Raw genomic sequence first — 23,928 nt, forward strand, 5'->3', positions numbered from 1 at the left:
AGCACGCCACGCTTGAAAAACCAGGGGCCTGGGCGTTGAATCGCTCAGGCCCTTGTCATTTGAGCCCGAGGAAAAGCCATGAGCGATCCACTGGACAAAGCCACTTCAAAAGCGCCCGCCACCCTTGGTGAAGGTTGCCTGAGTCGTTACGACCCGGAGGACATGAGCCCGGACGACGGCACCGAATTCCCCGGCGCCGCCGAGCTTTGGGAGCAACTCCAGCAAGAGCAGGACGAACCTAAGAAGCCTGCCTGACGTTCATCAACTTCTTCAGCAACGGCTTGCCCAGCATCAACACGAACACCGGCCCGCCCACCAACAGATAGAAGTAATACGTCACCACGCGCCAGATCAGGATCGCCGCCGCTGCGGTGGACTTGCCCACCATCGGTGCGAGCAGCGCGGCCGAGGTCAATTCTGCGGCTCCCGCGCCGCCGGGTAACAGGCTGAACTGGCCGGCGCCGAGCGAGAGCATCTGCACCAGAAAACTCCATGCCCACTGCAAATCCGCGCCGAGCCCGCGCAAGGCCAGATACAGCACACTGTAGCGCAGCAGCCAGTGCACGCAGGTCAGGGCGAACACCTGAACCAGCGTTTGCCAGGGCAGTTTCAAGGTATCGGTAAATGCCGCGAGGAAGTGCAGCAACTTGCGCGCCCAGCGACGGCGAGTGCGTGCCGTGATGTTCATCCCCGCCAACAGCCGCCCGCTCAAGCGGATCAGGGCACGGTGATAACGGGCGATCAACACGCAACTGAACAAACCGCCAAACAGCGAAACGGCGCTGACGGTCAGCAGCCACTCGAGGCGATCGCTGAGGTGCTGGAACAGCGCGTAAATCAGAATCCCGCTCAGCGCGCAGAGAAAGAACAGCAGATCGCTGAGCTGATCCATGGCAAACACCGCGCTGCCCCGCGCCGGACGCACGCCGCAACGGGCGAGCAGAGCCATGATCGTCAGCGGCCCGCCGCTGCCACCCGGCGTGGCGCAGTACGCGAACTCGGCCGCCATCACCACGCCGAGGCTTTTCAATGGCGCGACCTTTTCACGTTGGTCGCCGAGCAACAAACGCAGGCGCAACGTATTGATGCCCCAGCACAGCAGAATCATGCCGAACATGATCAACAGCCAGTTCAGCGGGAAGCTGCGCAAGCGCGACCAGGTTTCGCCGCCGCCGAGCAGCACCGGAATCAGCACCGCCGCCAGCAGGCCGATCAGCAACAACAGGCTGCGCTTCATGCTGCGCGTTCCAGCTGACCGCGCTGTCGGGCGAGCCACTCGATCTTGGTCAGCGGCACGCGTCCCTCCGCCAGCAGGCGTTGCAGCGTGTGCAACCAGTAATCGCGAGAAAAGCGGTGACGCATGTCCACCGGATGCAGCCCCAGGCGAATCACCGATGCCTCGCGCCAGCGCTGTTCACGCTGCTCGCTGAGGATTTTCGACAAGCCGCGCCGCCAGGCACTGCGCGCGCTCCACACCAGCCCCGGTGCAGCGATGGCGCTAAAGTCGGGCAAGCGATAAAGATGCTGCGGACTGCTGGTGTAGCTGAGCGGCAATTCGCGCAAGGCCTGGCGGGTGCCGTCGCTCATCAGCCAGGCCGGGGCGACGAAACCCTGCACCGGCCAGTCGTAGCGCTGAAACATCTCCAGACCCGCATGCAGGCGGGCCAAGGCTGCTTCGCGAGACAAGCGATAGAACTCGCCTTCATGGGTGTAGACCCGGCGCATGAACCAGTCGCGCGGGTTGTTCGCCAGAGGTTCCTGATCGTCGTGGTAGTAGCCGTGCAGCGCCAGTTCATCGCCTCGGGCGACCCTGGCATCGAGCACTCGGCGAAACTCAGGGTTGGCATCAAGGGCATCGTGGCGATGGAAATCCGGCACAACCAGCCACGTCATCGGCACATCACCCAAGGCATCGACAGCCTCGACGAAGGGCTGGTAATCCGCCCACGTCGAGGGCGCCACATCATGCAACACCAGACATACGGCTTTCATGCGTTCAACCATTGGCCACCCGTGGCAGCGTATGGCCGAGCACCGCGTGATAGTGGCTGAGCAGACTGTCGACCACGGTGTCCCAGGCGTAATGCCGTTCGACGTGCTGACGCGCCTGCTGACCGAGCCGATCGCAGCCGCGACTGAACAGCTCACGCACAGCATTAGCCATGGCCTGGGGATTGTTCGGCGCACAGAGCAGGCCGCAGGAATCGTTGACGATTTCTTCAAACGCCCCGGCCGCCACCGCCACCACGGGAATGCCGCAGGCCATGGCCTCAAGGATGACCAGCCCGAAGGTTTCCTGGTCGCCGGCATGCAGCAGCGCATCGGCGCTGGCCATCAGCCGCGCGACTTTCGGCGCCGGGCAGAATTCGTCGATGACGCTGACGTTGTCCGGCACCGCTGCGGGCATCGACGAGCCGACCAGCAGCAAGTGGTAACGCGGACCAAGCCGTTGCATGCACTTGAGCAGCACCGGCAGGTTTTTCTCCTTGGAACCGCGCCCGGCAAAGATCAGCAGGCGCGTGTCTTCGGCAATGCCCAGCTCAGCCCGCAGGCCAGGATCGCGGGCGTCGGGATGGAAAGTGTGCAGATCCACGCCCAGCGGTTGCACATGGACATTGCGCACGCCAAGCCCGATGAGCTTGTCGGCCATGACCTGGCTCGGCGCGAGAACGCGGTCGAAATTGCCGTAGAGACGCGTGACATAAGCCTCGACATTCGGTGTGACCCAATGGCCCATGCGATTGCCCGCCAGCAGCGGCAGATCCGAGTGATAAAAGCCGATCACCGGCACATCCAGCTGCCGCCGCGCATCCAGCGCCGCCCATGCGGTGAGGTAGGGATCGCCGACTTCGATCAGATCCGGCTGCAAATCCTGCAGGACGTTTCGCCAAGGCGCCAGGCGCAGGGGGAAGCGATAACCTTTGCCGAAGGGCAGGGCGGGCGCCGGAACCGTGAAAATGCCGTCATGTTCACCCAGTCTCGCGCCGGGGATCAGCAGGCTGTGGCGAATGGCGTTGCGCTCGCCAAGGCGACGGTGTTTGGCATCCAGATAAGTCCGCACGCCTCCGCTGGCCGGGGCGTAGAACATGGTGATGTCGGCGATATGCACGGTGAGCAACCCTCCGCTGTGTCGTTCTCCCTTGATTGACCTTTATCCAGAATAGATGTTCGGTCGGGATTGCGCGCCCCTCACCCTAGCCCTCTCCCGGAGGGAGAGGGGACTGATCGGAGTGTTTGGGATTGTTGCGATGTCCTGCGATATCGAGCCGAACGCTCGCATTGAAAAGCTTGAAGATCGGCTCCCTTTCCCCTCGCCCCCTTGGGGGAGAGGGTTGGGGTGAGGGGGTAGGCTTTTGATCTTAAATCCTGAAGCTGCCCACCAGTTGCTTGAGACGCGAAGCCTGCTGCTCCAGATCCGAGCACGCGCGCAAGGTCGCTTGCAGGTTCTCTACACCCTCCTGGTTCAGCGTGTTGATCTCGGTGATATCGACGTTGATCGACTCAACCACCGCAGTCTGCTCCTCGGTCGCCGTCGCCACCGACTGGTTCATCCCGTCGATCTCGCCAATGCGCAGGGTCACGCTGTTCAGGCGTTCGCCGGCGAGGTTGGCGATCTCGACGCTGTCCTGGCTGTGGCGCTGGCTGTCGCTCATGGTGCTCACCGATTCCCGGGCGCCGACTTGCAGCTCCTCGATCATGGTCTGCACCTGCTGTGCCGATTCCTGCGTGCGGTGCGCCAGGTTGCGCACTTCGTCCGCCACCACGGCGAAACCACGACCGGCCTCACCGGCGCGCGCCGCTTCGATCGCCGCGTTCAGCGCCAACAGGTTGGTCTGCTGGGAAATACTGGTGATCACTTCGAGAATCTGGCCGATGTTGACGGTCTTGCTGTTCAGCGACTCGATGTTGGTGCTCGACGCGCTGAGCATGCTCGACAGCTGGTTCATCGCCTTGATGCTGCGCTCCACCACTTGCTGGCCATCCTCGGCCAGACCCCGGGCGTCGCTGGCCTGATTCGACGCTTGGGCGGCGTTGCGGGCAATTTCCTGGGCGGCGGCGCCGAGCTGATTGATCGCGGCGGCAACACTGCTGGTGCGCGAGGCTTGCTGGTCGGAGTTGTACATCGACGAGTTCGACGCAGCGACCACGCGCAGCGCGACTTCGTTGACCTGACCGGTGGCCGAGGACACTTCGCGGATCGAGCCGTGAATACGCTCGACGAAGCGGTTGAACGCGGTGCCGAGGATGCCGAATTCATCGTTATTGACGATGTTCAGGCGTTTGGTCAGGTCGCCTTCGCCGTCGGCGATGTCTTCCATGGCGCGGGTCATCACGTGCAGCGGCTGGATCAGCAGGCGGATGAGCATGCCGAGCAGGGCGATGATGATTGCCACGGCAATGAAGGTTGCGATTACCGCTGAGGTACGGAATTCGCTGAGCATCGAGTAGGCCTGATCCTTGTCGATCGACAGGCCGATGTACCAGTTCACCGACGGCAGGCCTTTGATCGGGGCGAAGGTGACGATGCGGGTTTTGCCGTCGACGCTCACTTCGCTGAAATCGCTGCTGATGCGCGGCGTGTCCTGGGGGTAGGCTTCTTTGAGCGATTTCATCACCAAAGCCTTGTCCGGATGAACGAGGATCTTGCCGTCGGCACTGATCAGAAACGCATAGCCCATGCCGTCGAAATCCCGTGCGGCGAGGGTGTCGACCAGCGATTGCAGGCTGAGGTCACCACCGACCACGCCAACGCTCTGCCCGGCCTTTTTCGACGCGGTGGCGATGGAAATGATCAACTGGCCGGTGGCCGCATCGATGTAGGGTTCGGTCAGGGTCGAGGTGCTGCTGCTTTCGGCACCTTTATACCAAGGGCGTACGCGCGGATCGAAACCGTCCGGCATCTTCACGTCCGGGCGGATGGTGAAGTGGCCAGTGGCATCGCCCAGATAGGTGGCCATGAACGTCGAGGTCAGGCTTTTCTGTTCCAGCAGGCTGGCGACCGTGGCAGGTTCCGGGTTGATGGCGATGTTCTGCGCGGCGTTCTCGATCAGCAGGATGCGCCCGCTGAGCCAGGTCTGGATGTTGCCGGCGGTGACCTCGCCCATTTCATTGAGGTAGTTGTTCAGATCATCGCGGATCGCATTGCGTTGCAGCCAGTCGTTGTACAACGTGAACGAGGCGAAAGCGGCAATGACGATGAGAGCGGCGGCAAGCAAAATCTTATGGCTGAAGCGCAGGTTTTTGTTCATGGCTTGGGGTTCCGCTAAGGTCTTAATGTCCTGGGCGTGCTTTTATAGAGACGCGCACTATGGGCAAGGTTGAAAAATTGATATTTCCGGCTCTCCTTAGGGAAATGTCCGACCCGATTTTCTGATGGGTCTATCCAATTTATGTATCGGCCATGTGTCATCAAAGATTAACCATTGGGTGAGAAAATGCCTGACTCTTCGCAACTCGTTATCGGCGCTGATCCGGCCGCGCAACCCATCGCTCAGGCCATGCGCCTGGCCAACCGCCACGGGCTGATCGCTGGCGCCACCGGCACCGGTAAAACCGTGACACTGCAGCGTCTGGCCGAAGCGTTCAGCGATGCCGGTGTGGCGGTGTTCGCCGCCGACATCAAGGGCGACCTCTGCGGTCTCGGTGCTGCCGGCAACCCGCAGGGCAAAGTGGCCGAGCGCATCGCCGGCATGCCCTGGCTCGGTCACACGCCGCAGGCTTATCCCGTCACGCTGTGGGACATCCACGGTGAATCCGGACATCCGCTGCGCACCACGCTGAGCGAAATGGGTCCGCTACTGATCGGCAGCCTGCTCGAGCTGACCGACAGTCAGCAGTCGGCGCTGTACGCGGCCTTCAAGGTGGCGGATCGCGAAGGGTTGTTGCTGCTGGATCTCAAGGATCTGAAAGCGCTGCTCAATCACCTCAAGGACAATCCACAGTTGCTCGGCGAAGACGCCGCGCTGATGACCACCGGTTCCAGCCAGGCGCTGCTGCGCCGTTTGGCGACGCTGGAACAGCAGGGCGCCGAAGCCCTGTTCGGCGAGCCGGCGCTGCAACTTGAAGACATCCTGCAACCGGGCGCCGATGGCCGGGGACGCATCCATCTGCTCGACGCCAGCCGTCTGGTGCACGAGGCGCCGAAGGTTTACGCAACGTTCCTGCTGTGGCTGCTGGCCGAGTTGTTCGAGCAACTGCCCGAGCGCGGCGATGCTGACAAGCCGCTGCTGGCGCTGTTCTTCGATGAGGCGCACTTGTTGTTCGGCGACACGCCCAAGGCTTTGCAGGAACGCCTGGAGCAAGTGGTGCGTTTGATTCGCTCCAAGGGTGTTGGCGTGTATTTCGTCACCCAGTCGCCGGCGGATCTGCCGGATGACGTGCTGGCGCAGTTGGGCTTGCGCATTCAACACGGCCTGCGTGCGTTCACCGCCAAAGAGCAGAAATCCCTGCGTGCGGTTGCGGATGGCTTTCGGCCGAATCCGGCGTTCGACAGTCTGTCTGTGCTGACTGAGTTAGGTATTGGTGAGGCGCTGGTCGGCACGCTGACCGAGAAGGGCACGCCGGAAATGGTCCAGCGTGTGTTGGTGGCACCGCCGCAGTCGCGGATCGGCCCGCTGACCGAAACCGAGCGCACCGTGCTAATCGCCGGCTCACCGTTCAAGGGCCGTTATGACAAGCCGATCGACCGCGAGTCGGCCTATGAAATCCTGATGGGACGCAAAGGGCTGGCGCCCGAGGCTGAAACACCAGCGGGCAAAGCGGCGGCCGAAGAGCCGAGCCTGGCTGACCGCGCGGGAGAATTCCTCGGCACGGCGGCAGGCCAGGCGTTGAAATCGGCGATGCGCCAGGCGGCCAATAATCTTGGCAAGCAGTTGGTGCGGGGGTTGATGGGCTCTCTGCTCGGAGGCAGCAAGCGCCGCTAAAAAGCAAAGATCGCAGCCTTCGGCAGCTCCTACAGTTGAAATGCATTCATTCTGTAGGAGTTGCCGCAGGCTGCGATCTTTTGCTTTTGCTTCAGGCTTTACCTTTGGCATGCGCCGCCAACCGCTCCAGCGCCGCGCGCAATCCCGGATCGCTGATCCCGTCGGCCGTCGACTGAATCGTCTCCGCCGCACTGCTGGACAAATCCATGGTGTGTCCAACCGCCCGATGCTGGACGATCGGCGGGCGCACGCTGAATTTGATCCGCGTCAGGTTGGCGAACTCTTCGAACAACTGCAGTTGTCGTTGCAGACGTTTCTGCTGATAGCGCAGGCGCGTTGCCCAATGGCCGTCAGTGACCACCAGCGACAGCTCGCCTTCGCGCCACTTGGCCACCCGGCAATGCTCGCGGGCAGCCGGTTGCAGCTGGCTTTCGAGCAGGCGCTGCAAATGCTCCAGGCGCTGGGCATGGCCGAGGATGGCTTTCAGCGGTTTGGCTTCGCGTAACAGAACGGCGGGTGCTCTGGCCGTGAGAGGGCGAAACGCCATGATCGAACACCTGAAGGAACTTTTTCGCCATGGTAGCAGAAAGCTGCGGAACCTCTGGGCCATTGCTTTTGTCCCTGATTTGCTCATTAAATCAACGCCTGACTTCTTTCCCCCGACGGGTTGAAGTTGAGCAAATCGCCCCTATTTTAAGTGAGCCCCGTCAAAGCGCAGTGCCAGCATCGTGGAACATCGCCACTTTCCTCACCACCGTTTCCGGGTAGAATGCTCGTTCGCATGCGGCCATGAGGGCTGCACGGGCGACTCACGGGGCCGCCCTCCATCCCTTTAGTGTGGAAGATCCTGCCGATATGTTTGCGCCTTTGTTAAAGAAACTTTTTGGAAGCAAGAACGAGCGTGAAGTCAAACGCATGCTCAAGACGGTGCAGCTCGTCAATGCCTTCGAAGAGCAAATGGTGGCCCTTTCGGACGATCAATTGCGCGCCAAGACCGCCGAGTTCAAGGCCCGTATCGCCAAAGGGGAAACCCTCGACAAGCTGTTGCCGGAAGCCTTCGCCGTCGCCCGCGAGGCTGGCAAGCGCGTGATGGGCATGCGCCACTTCGACGTACAACTCGTCGGCGGCATGACTCTGCACGAAGGCAAGATTGCCGAAATGCGCACCGGTGAGGGCAAGACCCTCGTGGCCACCCTGGGTGTTTACCTCAACGCACTGTCCGGCAAGGGCGTGCACGTTGTGACCGTGAACGATTACCTGGCCCGCCGTGACGCCAACTGGATGCGTCCGCTGTATGAATTCCTCGGCCTGACTGTCGGCGTCGTGACGCCGTTCCAGCCGCCGGAAGAGAAGCGCGCCGCCTACGCCGCCGACATCACCTACGGCACCAACAACGAATTCGGTTTCGACTACCTGCGCGACAACATGGCGTTCAGCATGGATGAAAAATTCCAGCGCGAACTCAACTTTGCCGTGATCGACGAAGTCGACTCCATCCTCATCGACGAAGCGCGTACTCCGCTGATCATTTCCGGTCAGGCCGAAGACAGCTCCAAGCTGTACATGGAGATCAACAAACTGATCCCGCAGCTGGAACTGCACGTCGAGGAAGTTGAAGGCCAGGTCACCAAGGCCGGTCACTACACCGTTGACGAAAAGACCCGTCAGGTCGAACTCAACGAAGCCGGTCACCAGTTCATCGAAGAAATGCTCACCCGCGTCGGCCTGCTGGCCGAAGGCGAGAGCCTGTACTCGGCGCACAACCTTGGCCTGCTGACTCATGTCTACGCCGGTCTGCGTGCGCACAAGCTGTTCAACCGCAACATCGAATACATCGTGCAGGACGGTCAGGTCGTACTGGTCGACGAACACACCGGTCGGACCATGCCGGGTCGTCGTCTGTCCGAAGGCTTGCACCAGGCTATCGAAGCCAAGGAAGGTCTGAACATCCAGGCCGAGAGCCAGACCCTGGCCTCGACCACCTTCCAGAACTACTTCCGTCTGTACACCAAGCTGTCCGGCATGACCGGTACCGCCGACACCGAAGCGTTCGAATTCCACCAGATCTATGGTCTGGAAGTCATGGTCATTCCGCCGAACAAACCGTTGGCGCGTAAAGACTACAACGACCTGGTGTTCCTCACCGCCGAAGAGAAATACGCGGCGATCGTGGCCGACATCAAGGAAAGCATGGCTGCCGGTCGCCCGGTGCTGGTGGGTACCGCGACCATCGAGACCTCCGAGCACATGTCCGAATTGCTCGTCAAAGAAGGCATCGAACACAAGGTTCTCAACGCCAAGTTCCACGAAAAAGAAGCTGAAATCATTGCTCAGGCCGGTCGTCCGGGTGCGCTGACCATCGCCACCAACATGGCCGGTCGTGGTACCGACATCCTGTTGGGCGGCAACTGGGAAGTGGAAGTCGCTTCGCTGGAAAACCCGACTCCCGAGCAGATCGCCCAGATCAAGGCCGACTGGCAGAAGCGTCACCAGCAAGTGCTGGAGTCCGGCGGCTTGCAGGTAATTGCTTCCGAGCGTCACGAATCGCGCCGTATCGACAACCAGCTGCGTGGCCGTGCCGGCCGTCAGGGCGATGCCGGTTCGAGCCGCTTCTACCTGTCGCTGGAAGACAGCCTGATGCGCATCTTCGCCTCTGACCGGGTGAAGAACTTCATGAAAGCCCTGGGCATGCAGCCGGGCGAAGCGATCGAGCACCGCATGGTGACCAACGCGATCGAGAAGGCGCAGCGCAAGGTTGAAGGCCGCAACTTCGACATCCGTAAGCAACTGCTCGAGTTCGACGACGTCAACAACGAACAGCGTAAAGTGATTTACCACATGCGTAACACGTTGCTGGCCGCCGACAACATCGGTGAAACCATCGCCGACTTCCGTCAGGACGTGCTCAACGCTACCGTCAGCGCGCACATTCCGCCGCAATCGCTGCCAGAGCAGTGGGACGTGGCCGGTCTGGAAGCGTCGATCGAAAGCGATTTCGGCGTGAAACTGCCGATCCAGCAATGGCTCGACGAAGACGATCACCTGTACGAAGAAACCCTGCGCGAGAAGCTCATGACCGAGCTGATGGCGGCGTACAACGAGAAAGAAGATCAGGCCGGTGCCGAGGCGCTGCGCTCGTTCGAGAAGCAGATCGTCCTGCGCGTACTCGACGACCTGTGGAAAGACCACCTGTCGACCATGGATCACCTGCGTCACGGCATTCACCTGCGTGGCTATGCGCAGAAGAACCCGAAGCAGGAATACAAGCGCGAGTCGTTCACGCTGTTCTCCGAGCTGCTCGATTCGATCAAGCGCGACTCGATCCGCGTGCTGTCGCACGTTCAGGTGCGTCGCGAAGATCCGGAAGCCGAAGAGCAACGCCTGCGTCAGGAAGCCGAAGCACTGGCGGCGCGCATGCAGTTCGAACACGCCGAAGCGCCTGGGCTGGATCAGCCGGAAGCGTTGGGTGAAGAGGTCGATGTGGCACTGGCCACCGCCGCTGCCCCTGTGCGCAACGAGCAGAAGCTGGGCCGCAACGAGCTGTGCTACTGCGGTTCGGGCAAGAAATACAAGCATTGCCACGGGCAGATCCAGTAAAACCCGTTTCAATCGCTGAACACCCCGCGCCGCGACCGGCTCCTGCCGTCGCGGCGTTTTGCCATTTATCCCACCGTCCTTTCCCGTGGCGGTGCTGACATCATTGAGTAAGGAGCGCATTCATGGCTGTTGGTCTTGGTCCTTTGCCAACGTTGCACCCGGTTGCCGGTTTTGAACTCGGTATCGCCTCGGCCGGCATCAAGCGCCCGGGGCGCAAGGATGTAGTGGTGATGCGCTGTGCTGAAGGTTCGACCGTGGCTGGCGTGTTCACCCTGAACGCGTTCTGCGCCGCGCCGGTTATCCTGGCGAAAAAACGCGTACAGAACTCCGTGCGTTACTTGTTGACCAACACCGGCAATGCCAACGCCGGCACCGGCGAGCCTGGCTTGGCGGCTGCCGAGCGCACCACCGCTAAGTTGGCCGAGCTGACCGGCGTCGATGCCAGCCAGATTCTGCCGTACTCCACTGGCGTGATCGGCGAGCCGCTGCCGGTCGAGAAGATCGAAGGCGCGCTGCAAGCCGCGCTGGACGACCTGTCGGAGAACAACTGGGAAGCCGCCGCCACCGGCATCATGACCACCGACACGCTGCCCAAGGGCGCCAGCCGCCAGTTCGAGCATGACGGCGTGACCATCACTGTCACCGGCATCAGCAAAGGCGCCGGCATGATTCGCCCGAACATGGCGACCATGCTGGGTTACATCGCCACCGATGCCAAAGTCTCCCGCGAGGTGCTGCACAACCTGATGCTCGACGGCGCGAACAAGTCGTTCAACCGCATCACCATCGACGGCGACACCTCGACCAACGATTGCTGCATGCTGATCGCCACTGGCAAGGCCGCGCTGCCCGAGATCACCCGCGCTGAAGGCGAGCTGTTCGCCAAGCTGAAACAGGCGGTATTCGAAGTGTGCATGGACGTCGCCCAGGCCATCGTGCGTGACGGCGAAGGCGCGACCAAGTTCGTCACCGTTGAAGTGAACGGCGGCGGCAACCACCAGGAATGCCTGGACGTCGGTTACACCGTGGCCCACTCGCCGCTGATCAAGACCGCGCTGTTCGCCTCTGACCCGAACTGGGGCCGTATCCTCGCTGCCGTGGGTCGTGCCGGCGTGCCGGATCTGGACGTGAGCAAGATCGACGTGTTCCTCGGCGACGTGTGCATCGCCAGCCGTGGCGCTCGCGCCGCGACCTACACTGAAGCCCAGGGCTCGGCAGTGATGCAGCAGGAAGAAATCACCATCCGCATCGAACTGGGCCGTGGCGATTGCAGCGAAACCATCTGGACCACCGACCTGTCGCATGAGTACGTGAAGATCAACGCTGAATACCGTACTTGATTCAAGGTGTGGGAGTGGGCTGCCCGCCTCCACGCGGGCAAGCCCGCTCCCACAGTGATTGCGGTCGTTCACAAATGCCGTGTACACCACCAAAACCTGTAGGAGCGGGCTTGCCCGCGATGACGGACGACCAGACGCCAGACATTCTGGATTGTTTCCCTGACGAAAAGGCGCCACACCATGTCCCTGCACCTGATCATCGGCGACAAACTGCTTTCCTCCTGGTCCCTGCGTGCGGCACTGGCGCTGGACCTGACCGGCGCACCCTACAGCGAAGAGCTGATCAAGCTCGGCAAGCCCGACACCCGCGAGCGCCTGCTCAAGCATTCGCCGACCGGCAAGGTGCCGCTGCTGCAAACCACCCGTGGCACCATCGCCGATTCGCTGGCCATCGCTGAATATCTCGCCGAACAGTTTCCGTCCGAGCAACTCTGGCCGAGCGATACCTTCGCTCGCGCCCAGGCCCGCTCGGCCTGCGCACAAATGCACAGCGGCTTCTTCGCCATGCGTAACCACATGCCGTTCAACCTCAGCCAGGACGCACCGCTGAACCCGGTGCCGCCGGAAGTAAAGGTCGATATCGAACGCATGCTCGCGCTATGGGCCGAATGCCGCGTGGCAGCGACGGAAGAGGGGCCGTACCTGTTCGGTCGTGTCAGCCTTGCCGATGCCTTTTTCGCGCCGATCGCCGTGCGCTTGCGCACCTATCAGGTGAAGCTGCCGGCGGTCGACGAAGCCTATGTTGAAACCGTCTACCAATGGCCCGCCTTCAAAGCGTGGCAAAAGGCTGGACTGGAGGAATTGAACCCGTGAAACGCGTCCACGTCGCCGCTGCCGTCATTCGTGACGACGCCGGCAAAATTCTGATCGCCCGCCGTGCCGACACTCAACACCAGGGCGGCTTGTGGGAATTTCCCGGTGGCAAGGTCGAGGCTGACGAGTCTGTCGAATCGGCACTGGCTCGCGAGCTGCACGAAGAGCTGGGCATCATCGTTGATGCTGCGCGGCCGCTGATCAAGGTTCGCCACGATTACCCGGACAAACAGGTGTTGCTGGATGTCTGGGAAGTCTCAATGTTCAGTGGTGAACCTCACGGCGCGGAAGGTCAGCCACTGGCTTGGGTCACTGCCAGGGAATTGATCGACTATGAGTTCCCGGCGGCCAATCAGCCGATCGTCGCGGCGGCGCGCTTGCCTGCCGAATACCTGATCACTCCGGAAGATCTGGAAGGCCCGGCCTTGTTGCGCGGCATCCAGAAGGCGATCGCCGGCGGCATCAAATTGATCCAGCTGCGCGCACCCAACGGCTACGACCCGAAATACCGTGATCTGGCGGTCGACGCGGTGGGCCTGTGCGCCGGCAAGGCGCAGTTGATGATCAAAGGGCCTTTCGAATGGCTCGGTGATTTCCCGTCTGCCGGCTGGCACATCACCGCAGCCCAACTGCGTAAATACGCAGCGGCAGGACGTCCGTTGCCAGCCGAGCGCTGGCTCGCGGCGTCGTGCCATAACGCCGAAGAACTGGCGCTGGCCGAGCAGATGGGCGTCGACTTTGTCACCCTGTCGCCGGTGCAGCCGACGCTGACGCACCCGGATGCACAGCCGTTGGGGTGGGAGCAGGCGGGGGCGTTGATTGACGGTTTCAGTAAACCGGTGTTCCTGCTCGGTGGAGTAGGGCCGGCGGAACGCGAGAAAGCCTGGGGTGTTGGGGCTCAGGGTGTGGCGGGGATTCGGGCGTTCTGGCCTGATTCTCTGTAGCAGCTACTGGCCCTATCGCGAGCAGGCTCACTCCTACAATGACCGCGTTTCAACTGAAGAAATACGGTCACTGTGGGAGCGAGCCTGCTCGCGAAGGCGCCCTGACAGGCGCTACTTTCCTTCAGGTTTCGCCGCCGGCTGCCACAAAATCTCCGCCACCCCTTGCCGCCGCGCAATCAACCGCGCCACAACAAACAGCAAATCCGACAACCGATTGATATACGCCAGCCCAACCCCGGCCAATGGCTCAACCGAGTTCAAATGCTGACAGCGGCGCTCGGCACTGCGCGCCAGACTGCGGCAGACATGTGCCTGCGCAATCAGCATCGAACCACCCGGCAAGATGAAATTCTCCAGCGGCCCCAGCTCTTCATTCCACACATCGATGGCCGCTTCCAGCCGCTCTATTTCGGCCTCGTTCAACGCCTGATATTCCGGCATCGCCAGTTCGCCACCGAGGTCGAACAGGCGGTGCTGACACGGCGCCAATACGTCGATGATTTCATTCAGTCCCGGATGCACTTCGCGCTCGGCGAGCAAACCGGCGAGCAACACGCCGACCTGACTGTTCAGCGTATCGACCTCGCCGATCGCCTCGATGCGCGGGTGATCCTTGGGGACGCGACGGCCGTCACCGAGGCCGGTTTCGCCTTTGTCGCCGGTGCGGGTGTAGATCTTCGACAAGCGAAAGCCCATGGGTTACCTCGGTAGTGAATTGGTTTCGGTGGTCAACGGCGCAGGCTGCACCAGCGGCAGACGTAGAGTGAAGCAAGTGCCCTGGCCGGGCGCCGACTGCACTTCCATCTGGCCTTTGTGATTGTTGGTGATGATGAAGTACGACACCGACAGGCCAAGCCCCGTGCCCTGGCCGATTTCCTTGGTGGTGAAAAACGGCTCGAAGGTACGCTTGCGCACGTTCTCGCTCATGCCGATGCCGTTGTCTTCGACCTGGATCTCGGCCCACGGCGGATTGAGCCTGGTGCGCAGAATGATCCGGCCCGGCTCGCTGTCGTCTTCGCGCTGATGAATGGCCTGCGCGGCGTTTTTCAGCAGATTGAGCAGCACCTGTTCCAGCTCGTTGGCGGTGCCCGGCACTGGACCCAGTGCCGGGTCGAACTGGCGGATGATCGCCTGGCCCTTGAAGTCGAAGCCGATGGCCAGGTCGAAGTCGTTGCCGGCGATTTCTACGGCTTGATCGATCAGCGCCGGCAGATCGCACGGCGCCATTTGCCGTGTGCTGCGGCGGCTGAAGCTGAGCATGTGCGTGACGATTTTCGCCGCGCGGGCGCCGGCCTGTTGAATGCCGTCGAGCAATTGCGGGACTTCGCGGCCTTGCAGGTAGCGGTTCACCGTGTCCAGTTCGATACCCAGTTGTTCGGCGGTCTCGATGTTCTTCGGCAGATCCGCCGACAGACGCCGACGAATGTTCTGCACATTGTGCAGGATCGCGCCGAGCGGGTTGTTGATTTCATGGGCCATGCCGGCCGCAAGTCCACCGACGGAGAGCATTTTCTCCGACTGCACCATCATTTCTTCCAGCGACAGACGCTGGGTGATGTCGTCGATACGGATCACCACGCCACGCCCGGCACCGCCCATCAGCGGATAAAACGTCAGCGCATAATGCTTGGGTTCATCGTCCTTGAACCAGGTGACCCGATCGACTTTGGCCACGGTGTGCTGTTCGACGGTGGCCTTGAGCTGCGGCAAAAACGGCTTGAGCGGTTCGAAGGCGAGGAAGATCGGCTGATTCAGCGCCTCGTCCAGGCGCGTGCCGGAGAGCGCGCTGGCCTCTTGGTTCCACTGGGTGACGTAGAGCTGCTCGTCGAGGGCGATCAGCGCCGAGGGCATCGAGTCGATGATGCTGTTGAGGTAATTCTGGAAGCCGGTGAGTTTCTTCTCGATCTTGCTGCGCACTTGGACTTCCAGCTCCAGTTTGCGGTTGGTGTGGCGGGTTTCCTCGGCCAGCCCCTGCGCCTGATCGTAGGCGGCCTGTGAGTCGTCGCGTGCGCGTTTGAGCTGCTGCTCGCGGGCTTCGATGCGCGAAAGCATGGTGTTGAACGCCTCGGCCAGACTGCCGATTTCGTCGTGGTTGCCGCGCGCGGCGCGCAGGGCGTAGTTCTCTTCGCGGGTGACCTGCCGGGACAATTCCTCCAACTGGTGAATCGGCCGGGTAATCAGACGTTTGATCTGCCGGGCAATCACCAGCCACAGCAGTACGCTGAAGATCAAAATGCCGAGGCTGGCGGTCAGAGTGCCGGTGTAGAACGCCATCGGCAGTTCGCTGCTGGCCACCAGCAACAGATGCCCCGGCGCGGCACCGGGGCGTGGCAGGGTGATCAGTTGGTTGCTGCGAAACTCGGTGAGTTGCCAGGCTTCGACGTGGCGGTAGCGCTCGGGGAGACTGAGTTTTTCGCCGCGCTGCACTTGCGCCAGGCGTTCGCCCTTGCCGTCGTACAGGGCGGCGGCGCGCAGCGGTGAATAACTGTCGAGCTCCTTGAGCAGGCGCTCGGCGCTGCGCGGCGACTCCAGCGCATCGCTGACCAGACTCGGATTGGCGATCAGCCGGCCGATGGTCTGCAGGGCCTGAGGCGCCATGCTTTCCTGAGAAATGTAGTAGGCGGCGCTGATAAAGGTCAGGTTGGCGACCAGCAGAACCGTGGTCAACAACACCAGCAGGGCGGCCAGCAGTTTCTGGCCGACCGGCAGGTTTTCAAGGCGCTGGCGCAATGGCATCAGGTTTATCGCAGCAGGGGAACAAGTCGTCAGCCTAGCGGCTGCTCAGTCACTGGGCAATCCACGCTTGCGCAGATGCGCCACCAAACGTTGCTGCAACTGGTGCAGATGCGGCAGATGCAACTGATGGCGCTCGGCGATTTTGCAGGCGTAGCCCAACAGATAGCTGATCTCGGTGCGGCGCTGGTTGGCGACGTCCTGATACATCGAAGAGTAATTGGCGGCGGTGGCGTGGATCACTCGTTCGACTTCCGCTTGCAGATTGTCCGCCGCAGCAGGTTGGCCGCAGCGTTCGAGCAGTTCGGTCAATTCGGCGCAGAGTGTGGCAACTTCGCAGTGATGCTCGCTCAGCCCGCCGTTACGGCAGTTGTGCAATACGGTCAGCGGGTTGATCGCGCAGTTCAGCGCCAGTTTGCGCCACAGGCGAGTAAGGATGTCGGCGCTCCATTCATGGGGAATGTTCGCCGCTTGCAGATCGTCCAGCCAGACCGGCGCCAGCGGATTTGCGCCATCGCCCAGCCAGTTGAACCCGTGACCGGCGAACACTACGCGCCAATCGCCGTCACGGAACGCACCCTCGGTGCTGGAGGCGCTGATGCAGCGCGCCTGCGGCGCCCGCGCAGCGACGGCGTCCTGACTGCCTAGGCCGTTCTGCAGCAGGATCAGTTCGGCGTCCGGCGCGAGGCGGGAAGCGAGGCGGGCGACGGCCTCTTCGGCGTCATAGGCCTTGCACGCAACCAGCAATCGGCGAATCGGCTCGGGGCTGTCCGGGGTTTCGCCGGGAACTGCATAGGTATGAGCTTGTCCGTTTTCTACCAGAGTCAATCCGCCCACTGCCTCGTAGCTTTGCAAGCGCGCGGCATCGCGCAGGATCAGTTGCACTGGCAAGCCGGCGCGAGCCAGACGTGTCGCCCAGAGTGTGCCGAGGCTGCCGGCGCCAAGTACGTGCCAGGTGGTCGACATCAGTTTTTTGCTCGATTGCTTGCAGGCATGTGCGGCTCGCCGTATCGGTAGGAAAAGACCCGTTATAATGAGCCCGATTTTAACCGCAAGCCAAGCGCGCTCCATGCACATCGAGCGCGCCTTTTTATTGGAGAGATTACATGCCGTCGTTCGACGTGGTATCCGAACTGGACAAACACGAACTCACCAACGCGGTCGAGAACGCCGTGAAGGAACTCGATCGTCGTTATGACCTGAAAGGCAAAGGCAGCTTCGAGTTCAAGGAAAAAGACCTGACCGTCAGCCTCACCGCCGAAGCCGCTTTCCAGCTCGAAGCGATGATCGAAATCCTCAAGCTGGCGCTAACCAAGCGCAAGATCGACGTGCAGTGCCTCGAGGTCAAGGACGCCTACGCTTCGGGCAAACTGATGAAGCAGGACGCCATCCTCAAGGAAGGCATCGACAAAGAGCTGGCGAAGAAGATCGTCGGCCACATCAAGGAAGCCAAGCTCAAGGTCCAGGCCGCCATTCAGGGCGAGCAAGTGCGTGTCACTGGCAAGAAGCGCGACGACCTGCAGGAAGCCATCGCGGCGCTGCGTGCCAAGGAATTCGGCATGCCGCTGCAGTTCAACAACTTCCGCGACTAAGCTTGGTCTGAAGGCTATGTGGGAGCGACCCTGCTCGCGAATGCGGTGTTTCATTCAGCGAAAAGTTGACTGACACGCCGCATTCGCGAGCAGGCTCGCTCCCACAGTTGTTTTGAATACACCCCGGGAAGCCGGAAATCAGGAGATAGAACATGGATTTGAATGCGGAAGTGGACCACCTGGTCAAGGCGTCCCAGGCGTGGATCCCGATGATCATGGAATACGGCAGCCGCGTACTGCTGGCAGTGATTACCCTGGCGATCGGCTGGTGGCTGATCAACAAGGTCACGCAAAAACTCGGCGGTCTGCTCGCTCTGCGCAATGCCGATCTGGCGCTGCAAGGCTTTATCAGCAGCCTGGCCAACATCATTCTCAAGGTGTTGCTGATTGTCAGCGTCGCGTCGATGATCGGCGTCGAAACCACCTCGTTCGTCGCGGCCATCGGTGCTGCGGGTCTGGCGATTGGCTTGGCCTTGCAGGGCAGCCTGGCGAACTTCGCTGGCGGCGTGCTGATTCTGCTGTTCCGCCCGTTCCGCATCGGTGACTGGATCGAAGCCCAAGGTGTAGCGGGTACTGTCGACAGCATCCAGATTTTCCACACCGTGCTGCGTACCGGCGACAACAAGACCATCATCCTGCCCAACGGCAACCTGTCGAACGGCATCATCACCAACACCAACCGTCAGCCAACCCGCAAAGTCGTGTTCGATGTGGGCGTGGATTACGAAGCGGATCTGCAGAAGGCCCGTCAGGTATTGCTGGATCTGGCCAAGGATCCCCGCGTCATGCAGGATCCGGAGCCACAGGCAGTGATTTCGACATTGGGTGACAGCTCGATCACTGTTTCCCTGCGCGTATGGGTTAAAACTGCGGACTATTGGGATGTGATGTTCATGTTCAATGAACAGGCGCGAGATCGTTTGAAGGCTGCCGGGATTGATATTCCGTTTCCGCAGCGGGTTATACGCGTAGTGCAGGAATCTGCCACGCAGTAATCGTCTTGGAAGTTGGCTTGGCAGTCAGCAACTAATATAAAACCCGAGCAGTGTGTGCACTCTCGGGTTTTTTATCGGCGCGATGAAACTATGCTGGCTAATAAGTAGCTAGCTAATGTTTGTCTTTTTGGTTAGTTATTCATCCATAAAAAAACCGCCCACCTGATTCAGGCGGGCGGTTTTGTTAGAGCAGAGCTCTACAGTACGTCAGCTTCGCAACCTTATTACAGGATGCTCAGTGGATATTCAACGATCAAACGCAGGTCGTTGTTATCACCACCGTTGTAAGAAGTGTTGGAGCGATACCAGGCGCTACGCAGGCGGAAAGACAAGTCTTTCGCTGGACCGTTTTGCATAACGTATTTGGATTCGAAGTCCAGTTCGTGCTCTTTGCCCTCTTCAGCGCCGGTGCTGATGTTGTCACCTTTGATGTAACGGGTCATGAAGCTCAGACCAGGTACGCCGAAGGTAGCCATGTTCAGGTCATAACGGCCCTGCCATGAACGCTCGTCTGCACCGTTGAAGTCAGAGTACTGCACGGAGTTGGCGAGGAAGATCGTGCCGCCGCCGTCCACGCCGTACACGTAACCGGTGTCACCGCTGGAGCGCTGGTGGGCGAGGGTGAATTTGTGCGCGCCGATGCTGTAAGCAGCGCTAAGGGACCAGATGCGGTTGTCGATGTCGCCGGACAGGTCTTGACCCTGGCTCTTGCTCTTGTACCCGTTGAAATCGAAGTTCAGCGACTGTTCGTCGTTGATCGGCAGGGTGTAGTTCAGATTGACGTATTGCTTCTTGAAGTGGTCTTCCACGTCGGATGCTGCAACACCGGCGACAAAACTGTCGGTGAACTGATAGGTAGCACCGGCGATGTCAGCGGATTTCAGGCCACCTTCAACGATGGAGTCACGACCCATCTGGCTTTGCGCGCTCAGCGCGGTAAAGCGACCTGCGCTCAGTTCCAGGCCCGGGATCTCTTTGGATACCAGCATGGTGCCGGTAGCGGTCTCAGGCAGCAAGCGGCTGTCGTCGGTGGAAAAAACCGGGCTGGCGACAAACTGGTTACCGTATTTCAGGACAGTGTCGGAAAGACGGAACTTGACTGCTCCACCGCTTTTCGACTGAGTGTCTTCAGCTCTGCCGTCGCTATCGGGAGCGAACAGACCGTTGCCAGTGCGGCCGCGTCCAGTGTCCAGCTTGATGGAGCCAAGACCGAAAGCATCTACACCTACACCGATGGTGCCTTGGGTGAAGCCGGACTCGTAAATGGCATGCATGCCAATACCGGTTTCTTCACGATAGCCCTGGCGCTCACCCGACGGGCTGCTTTTCAGGTTTTCGTTCTTGAAATCACGGTTCATATACAGCATGCGAGTCTTGACGCTGAAGCTGCTGTCTTCAACAAAACCTTTCGATTCATCCTGAGAAGACGCCATTGCGAACTGCGAGGTGCCTGCTGCAACAGCCAGGGCGATCATGCTCCACTTCATCACGCGCATCGTGATTTGCTCCTTTGGTTTTTAGAAGAGTACTGCCGTCCCACCTGTTTTATTATCTGGGCGGCTCTTTCTTTTTGTGTCGGCGCAAACTTATATCACGCCGACATTGTTGGCGATACTTGCGAAATCAACCTTTCAGCTTCTTTACGGCGTTGTCGCAGAAGGAGCGCTGGATGTCGCAAATCCACAGTACCGATGCAACCGGGCTGACAACTTTATCGCTGTTTCCGGGCCTTTTTGCATCGCTAAAAAAGAGTCCCTGGCAAAACACTTGAATCTCCATCGGGCAACCCTGCCACTGTTTTTATTGGCTTCAGGCGACCACTTCCCGTGGTGCGCTTATAGTCCATACCTTTACGAATGCAACAAGCGTGCACAAACCGCAAAAACGCTGCGGTTATTTTTCTGTGTGCAGCTCTCAGATGTGAAAACCTTGTGAAAACGGGGTCTCGGGGCTGTTTTGTTACGGGCTTGACGACGATCCCCCAATGGTGTTGCAACGCACCAAAGCCGCGCAGGACAACCAAAAACGTTACCGGTTCACCCCGCATTGAGTATTTGGCGGATGCCCGACCCACTGAGCGTAGACGTGTTGTGCAGTTTTGGTGCAAAAAAATCACAATCGGGCCCGAGTAAAACTGGCGCCGTCCGATTCGAGGGTCGACAGATCAGGGGTTTTCATGCGGATCTTCACGTCAAGGCTCATGTCCGGGGCTGTATTGGTGCGTCGGCGAGATAAATGTCTTATGTCGGCGCGCTTACTGAATTACTGTCGGAGGGAAGCGTGAAGCCCGCTGCATTCGCAGGTATGCTGCCGTTCTGTCGCTTGGCGCGCTGCTTTTACGGCGCCGCCGCTAAGCTGAGTCATAGGATCAGCGGGAGTGCTCACAGTGTTTGCTTTGGATTCACGACTTCAACAGGACGCCCTGGTCATCGGCGACTTTCCGTTGTGCCGGCTGTTGCTGTCCAACGACAGCAATTACCCTTGGTTCATCCTGGTACCTCGTCGCGAGGATATCAGCGAGTTGTTTCAGTTGGATGTCGCCGATCAGCAACAGCTATGGCGGGAAACCACCACCCTTGCCGAATTGCTCAAGGATTCCTTCGATGCTGACAAGCTGAACGTGGCAACCCTGGGTAACGTTGTCAGTCAGTTGCACATGCATGTCATTGTGCGTAAACGCGACGACGCCGCTTGGCCGGCGCCGGTCTGGGGCAGGCACCCGGCCAAGCCGTACAGCGCGGAACAGGTAGCAGCCATTCGCGAGCGCTTGCGTCTGGTGCTGACCGAAGAATTCACCTTTGTGGAGGGCTGAGTCATGAGCCTTGAAGAGCGCGTAACCGATCTGGAAAGTCGTCTGGCCTTTCAGGATGACACCATTCAGGCTTTGAACGATGTGCTGGTGGCCCAGCAGAGAGTCATCGAGCGCCTGCAATTGCAGATGGAGGCGCTGATCAAGCGTCACGAAGAAATGGTCGGGCAGTTCGGTGCTTTCGAAGAAGACGCACCGCCGCCGCATTATTGAGCCATTCGCCAGGCATAAAAAAACCGCGGACAGCCAGGCTGTTCGCGGTTTTTTTTTGCTATGGATCAGCGACGCGGCAGAGCGGCGATCACGTCCTCGGCTTGCAGGCCCTTGTCGCGGTTCATCACCGAGAACTCGACGCGCTGGCCTTCGACCAGAACACGGTGGCCTTCACCACGAATGGCGCGAAAGTGCACGAAAATATCATCGCCGGAATCCCGGGAGATAAACCCGAAACCCTTGGAAGTGTTGAACCACTTCACGGTGCCGGTATCGCGATTGCTCATGTCATAGGTAGTCGGCGCAGCGGCCGGTGACGATTTGTAGAAGCTGACAGCCAAATGCAGCAGCACGGCAACCAGGGCGATCACCAGGCTGAACAACACCGCCGGCTGGCCAGCGATGACCGGCATCGGCGCGATCAGGGTCAAAGTTTGCAGGACGACAGTCAGTACCAGAAGGGCGCTGACCAGATTTTGCAGATGCTGGCGCGGGCCTTTGTTCCAGTAGGGAATCACTGGAGCGATGACCAGGTTCAGCAGGCCGAAAAAGGCCAGGTAAAGTGCATCGGGCTGTTGCAGGTAAGGAACGGCTTCGGCTTTCAGGCTGGGTATGAACGACAGCAGCAAGGCTGCTGCGCCCATTAGCAGGTGGACGATTTTCAACATTTTGATTGGCTCACGTTATGACGGCTCACAAGGAAGAGCTGAAGGCGCACGGTTCGCTTCAGGACAAAATAAGAGGCGGTGGACACGTACACGGCATCAGCCTATGCGCAACGCCCCGGAAAATAGGGCATGGCGACACACTGCCTATTTAACAGCAAAGCCTGCGGCTACTCAAATCAGCCCGGCCAGCGGCAGAGAAACGGTCGATTTGTCGCAGTCAGATCACGGATTGATAGCTGCGAGCGGGCGCGTGCCTTGCTAAAGTGGGGCTGAACCTGCTGGATGAATTCAATCACTGTTAGGGGGTAAGCATGGCAATTGATATCGGTATCAGTGAAGAAGACCGCAAATCCATCGTCGAAGGGCTGTCGCGACTGCTGTCGGACACCTATGTGCTGTATCTGAAAACCCATAACTTTCACTGGAACGTCACCGGCCCGATGTTCCGCACGCTGCACCTGATGTTCGAAGAGCAGTACAACGAGCTGGCGCTGGCCGTCGATTCGATCGCCGAGCGTATCCGTGCGTTGGGCTTCCCGGCGCCGGGTGCCTACGCGACCTACGCGCGTCTTTCTTCTATTAAAGAAGAAGTCGGTGTGCCGAGCGCCGAAGACATGATCAAGCAATTGGTCGAAGGCCAGGAAGCGGTGACGCGTACCGCGCGCGGCATTTTCCCGCTGCTGGACAAGGTCAGCGACGAGCCGACCGCCGATCTGCTGACCCAGCGCATGCAAGTGCACGAGAAAACTGCGTGGATGCTGCGCGCGCTGCTCGAGGAATGACCCGGCCGCTGCGGACGGCGTGAGGTCGTCCGCATGCTCTCCAGACTCTTACCGTTGTCGTTGGCTTATCCTACGAGGCTGGTCAACAAGTCGTATGGCGCTAACTTTGTCACTGGGTTTTTATGAAGGCGCAGGATGTTGCCTTATAAATCAGCAGTCATGGCAAAGGAGTGTCAACGCTATGGTAGAAGGAGACAGGCGAAGCGACAGGATGTCGGCTTCGCGGCACGTAATTAAAGTCGACCCGTTTGTCAGCGAGTTCGACATGAATCTGATCCGGCCGTTGTCGCGATCGATTCGCCTCAACGGTTTTGCGACCTGCCTGCGCCTGGAGCAGGTCTACTGGAATATTCTCGGCGGCATGGCCGAGGACAATCATTGTTCGGTCAGCACACTGTTATCCCACGTTGATCGCGAGGTGCATCTGCGTTACGGCGGGGTGAAGAATTTCAGTGCGCTGGTACGGGTGGTTTGTGTCATGAACGGGATCAAAGATCTCGCACCCGCCGTTTCGCGCTG

Annotated in this window: 23 protein-coding genes; 13 read left to right on the forward strand and 10 right to left on the reverse strand. The window is 60.1% G+C overall.

What is annotated here, in order from left to right:
* The first annotated feature begins 78 nt into the window (after nucleotides 1–78).
* The gene (locus F8N49_RS27865) at nucleotides 79–255 is read left to right on the forward strand and encodes a hypothetical protein (protein WP_163018872.1); all 177 of its coding nucleotides are present in this window, start codon (nucleotides 79–81) and stop codon (nucleotides 253–255) included.
* Here F8N49_RS27865 and F8N49_RS05095 read toward each other — a convergent pair.
* From F8N49_RS05095 to F8N49_RS05110, 4 genes are all read right to left on the reverse strand, one after another.
* Entirely contained in the window at nucleotides 239–1,237 is a 999-nt protein-coding gene (locus F8N49_RS05095; protein ID WP_110646277.1) for a lysylphosphatidylglycerol synthase transmembrane domain-containing protein, read from the reverse strand. The genes F8N49_RS27865 and F8N49_RS05095 overlap by 17 nt on opposite strands.
* A complete protein-coding gene (locus F8N49_RS05100; protein ID WP_151550944.1) occupies nucleotides 1,234–2,004 on the reverse strand; it encodes a DUF2334 domain-containing protein in 771 nt (256 codons plus the stop codon). Before F8N49_RS05100 ends, F8N49_RS05095 begins: the two co-directional genes overlap by 4 nt.
* On the reverse strand, nucleotides 1,997–3,088 hold the full coding sequence (locus F8N49_RS05105; protein WP_177318493.1) for a glycosyltransferase family 1 protein: 1,092 nt from the start codon (nucleotides 3,086–3,088) through the stop codon (nucleotides 1,997–1,999). The genes F8N49_RS05100 and F8N49_RS05105 overlap by 8 nt, the downstream gene beginning before the upstream one ends.
* 271 nt (nucleotides 3,089–3,359) lie before the next feature.
* On the reverse strand, nucleotides 3,360–5,249 hold the full coding sequence (locus F8N49_RS05110; protein WP_151550945.1) for a methyl-accepting chemotaxis protein: 1,890 nt from the start codon (nucleotides 5,247–5,249) through the stop codon (nucleotides 3,360–3,362).
* 186 nt (nucleotides 5,250–5,435) lie between these two features.
* On the opposite strand from F8N49_RS05110, the gene F8N49_RS05115 reads away from it, so the two are divergent.
* Nucleotides 5,436–6,923 (forward strand): helicase HerA-like domain-containing protein, encoded by a 1,488-nt coding sequence (locus F8N49_RS05115; protein WP_041480025.1) that lies wholly within the window; start codon nucleotides 5,436–5,438, stop codon nucleotides 6,921–6,923.
* A 91-nt stretch (nucleotides 6,924–7,014) separates the two neighbouring features.
* Here F8N49_RS05115 and F8N49_RS05120 read toward each other — a convergent pair whose 3' ends face one another.
* A complete protein-coding gene (locus F8N49_RS05120) occupies nucleotides 7,015–7,470 on the reverse strand; it encodes a DUF721 domain-containing protein (protein ID WP_071173369.1) in 456 nt (151 codons plus the stop codon).
* A gap of 308 nt (nucleotides 7,471–7,778) precedes the next feature.
* On the opposite strand from F8N49_RS05120, the gene secA reads away from it, so the two are divergent.
* The 4 genes from secA (at nucleotide 7,779) to F8N49_RS05140 (ending at nucleotide 13,617) form a co-directional block, all read left to right on the forward strand.
* Nucleotides 7,779–10,520, forward strand: a complete 2,742-nt coding sequence (secA, locus tag F8N49_RS05125) for a preprotein translocase subunit SecA (RefSeq protein ID WP_038861039.1) — start codon at nucleotides 7,779–7,781, stop codon at nucleotides 10,518–10,520.
* 122 nt (nucleotides 10,521–10,642) lie between these two features.
* The gene (argJ, locus tag F8N49_RS05130) at nucleotides 10,643–11,860 is read left to right on the forward strand and encodes a bifunctional glutamate N-acetyltransferase/amino-acid acetyltransferase ArgJ (protein ID WP_071173368.1); all 1,218 of its coding nucleotides are present in this window, start codon (nucleotides 10,643–10,645) and stop codon (nucleotides 11,858–11,860) included.
* Between the two features lie 180 nt (nucleotides 11,861–12,040).
* Nucleotides 12,041–12,673 carry a glutathione S-transferase family protein gene (locus tag F8N49_RS05135; protein ID WP_071173367.1) on the forward strand — a complete coding sequence of 211 codons (633 nt, stop codon included), beginning with the start codon at nucleotides 12,041–12,043 and terminating at the stop codon, nucleotides 12,671–12,673.
* Nucleotides 12,670–13,617, forward strand: a complete 948-nt coding sequence (locus F8N49_RS05140; protein WP_151550946.1) for a Nudix family hydrolase — start codon at nucleotides 12,670–12,672, stop codon at nucleotides 13,615–13,617. Before F8N49_RS05135 ends, F8N49_RS05140 begins: the two co-directional genes overlap by 4 nt.
* Before the next feature lie 111 nt (nucleotides 13,618–13,728).
* On the opposite strand, the gene F8N49_RS05145 is transcribed toward F8N49_RS05140, so the two are convergent.
* From F8N49_RS05145 to F8N49_RS05155, 3 genes are read right to left on the reverse strand one after another with little or no spacing between them, the layout of a single operon-like run.
* Entirely contained in the window at nucleotides 13,729–14,313 is a 585-nt protein-coding gene (locus F8N49_RS05145) for a cob(I)yrinic acid a,c-diamide adenosyltransferase (protein WP_151550947.1), read from the reverse strand.
* A 3-nt stretch (nucleotides 14,314–14,316) separates the two neighbouring features.
* A complete protein-coding gene (locus tag F8N49_RS05150; RefSeq protein ID WP_076563949.1) occupies nucleotides 14,317–16,353 on the reverse strand; it encodes a HAMP domain-containing sensor histidine kinase in 2,037 nt (678 codons plus the stop codon).
* A gap of 45 nt (nucleotides 16,354–16,398) precedes the next feature.
* On the reverse strand, nucleotides 16,399–17,316 hold the full coding sequence (locus F8N49_RS05155) for a putative 2-dehydropantoate 2-reductase (protein ID WP_151550948.1): 918 nt from the start codon (nucleotides 17,314–17,316) through the stop codon (nucleotides 16,399–16,401).
* 140 nt (nucleotides 17,317–17,456) lie between these two features.
* On the opposite strand from F8N49_RS05155, the gene F8N49_RS05160 reads away from it, so the two are divergent.
* Nucleotides 17,457–17,942: a YajQ family cyclic di-GMP-binding protein gene (locus F8N49_RS05160; RefSeq protein ID WP_016773491.1), complete on the forward strand. Its 486-nt coding sequence runs from the start codon at nucleotides 17,457–17,459 to the stop codon at nucleotides 17,940–17,942.
* Between the two features lie 152 nt (nucleotides 17,943–18,094).
* Nucleotides 18,095–18,937 carry a mechanosensitive ion channel family protein gene (locus F8N49_RS05165; protein WP_016773492.1) on the forward strand — a complete coding sequence of 281 codons (843 nt, stop codon included), beginning with the start codon at nucleotides 18,095–18,097 and terminating at the stop codon, nucleotides 18,935–18,937.
* A 224-nt stretch (nucleotides 18,938–19,161) separates the two neighbouring features.
* Here the strand turns inward: F8N49_RS05165 and F8N49_RS05170 are convergent, their stop codons facing one another.
* Nucleotides 19,162–20,433, reverse strand: a complete 1,272-nt coding sequence (locus F8N49_RS05170) for an OprD family porin (RefSeq protein ID WP_071173364.1) — start codon at nucleotides 20,431–20,433, stop codon at nucleotides 19,162–19,164.
* Between the two features lie 76 nt (nucleotides 20,434–20,509).
* On the opposite strand from F8N49_RS05170, the gene F8N49_RS27870 reads away from it, so the two are divergent.
* From F8N49_RS27870 to F8N49_RS05180, 3 genes are all read left to right on the forward strand, one after another.
* Complete coding sequence (locus F8N49_RS27870) at nucleotides 20,510–20,872, forward strand: hypothetical protein (RefSeq protein ID WP_178116914.1); 363 nt, start codon at nucleotides 20,510–20,512, stop codon at nucleotides 20,870–20,872.
* A 451-nt stretch (nucleotides 20,873–21,323) separates the two neighbouring features.
* Nucleotides 21,324–21,749: an HIT domain-containing protein gene (locus tag F8N49_RS05175; protein ID WP_016773494.1), complete on the forward strand. Its 426-nt coding sequence runs from the start codon at nucleotides 21,324–21,326 to the stop codon at nucleotides 21,747–21,749.
* A 3-nt stretch (nucleotides 21,750–21,752) separates the two neighbouring features.
* On the forward strand, nucleotides 21,753–21,959 hold the full coding sequence (locus F8N49_RS05180) for a SlyX family protein (protein ID WP_016773495.1): 207 nt from the start codon (nucleotides 21,753–21,755) through the stop codon (nucleotides 21,957–21,959).
* A gap of 65 nt (nucleotides 21,960–22,024) precedes the next feature.
* On the opposite strand, the gene F8N49_RS28450 is transcribed toward F8N49_RS05180, so the two are convergent.
* The gene (locus F8N49_RS28450; RefSeq protein WP_016773496.1) at nucleotides 22,025–22,627 is read right to left on the reverse strand and encodes a cold-shock protein; all 603 of its coding nucleotides are present in this window, start codon (nucleotides 22,625–22,627) and stop codon (nucleotides 22,025–22,027) included.
* Nucleotides 22,628–22,938: 311 nt separating this feature from the next.
* On the opposite strand from F8N49_RS28450, the gene F8N49_RS05190 reads away from it, so the two are divergent.
* Together F8N49_RS05190 and F8N49_RS05195 are read left to right on the forward strand one after the other, a co-directional pair.
* The gene (locus tag F8N49_RS05190) at nucleotides 22,939–23,409 is read left to right on the forward strand and encodes a Dps family protein (protein WP_016773497.1); all 471 of its coding nucleotides are present in this window, start codon (nucleotides 22,939–22,941) and stop codon (nucleotides 23,407–23,409) included.
* 181 nt (nucleotides 23,410–23,590) lie between these two features.
* Nucleotides 23,591–23,928: ribbon-helix-helix domain-containing protein (locus F8N49_RS05195; protein ID WP_038861040.1), on the forward strand; the 338-nt coding region annotated here is incomplete at its 3' end.

Origin of the sequence: Pseudomonas sp. GXM4 (assembly GCF_008923895.1) — a bacterium.
GTDB classification, from domain to species: domain Bacteria; phylum Pseudomonadota; class Gammaproteobacteria; order Pseudomonadales; family Pseudomonadaceae; genus Aquipseudomonas; species Aquipseudomonas atacamensis.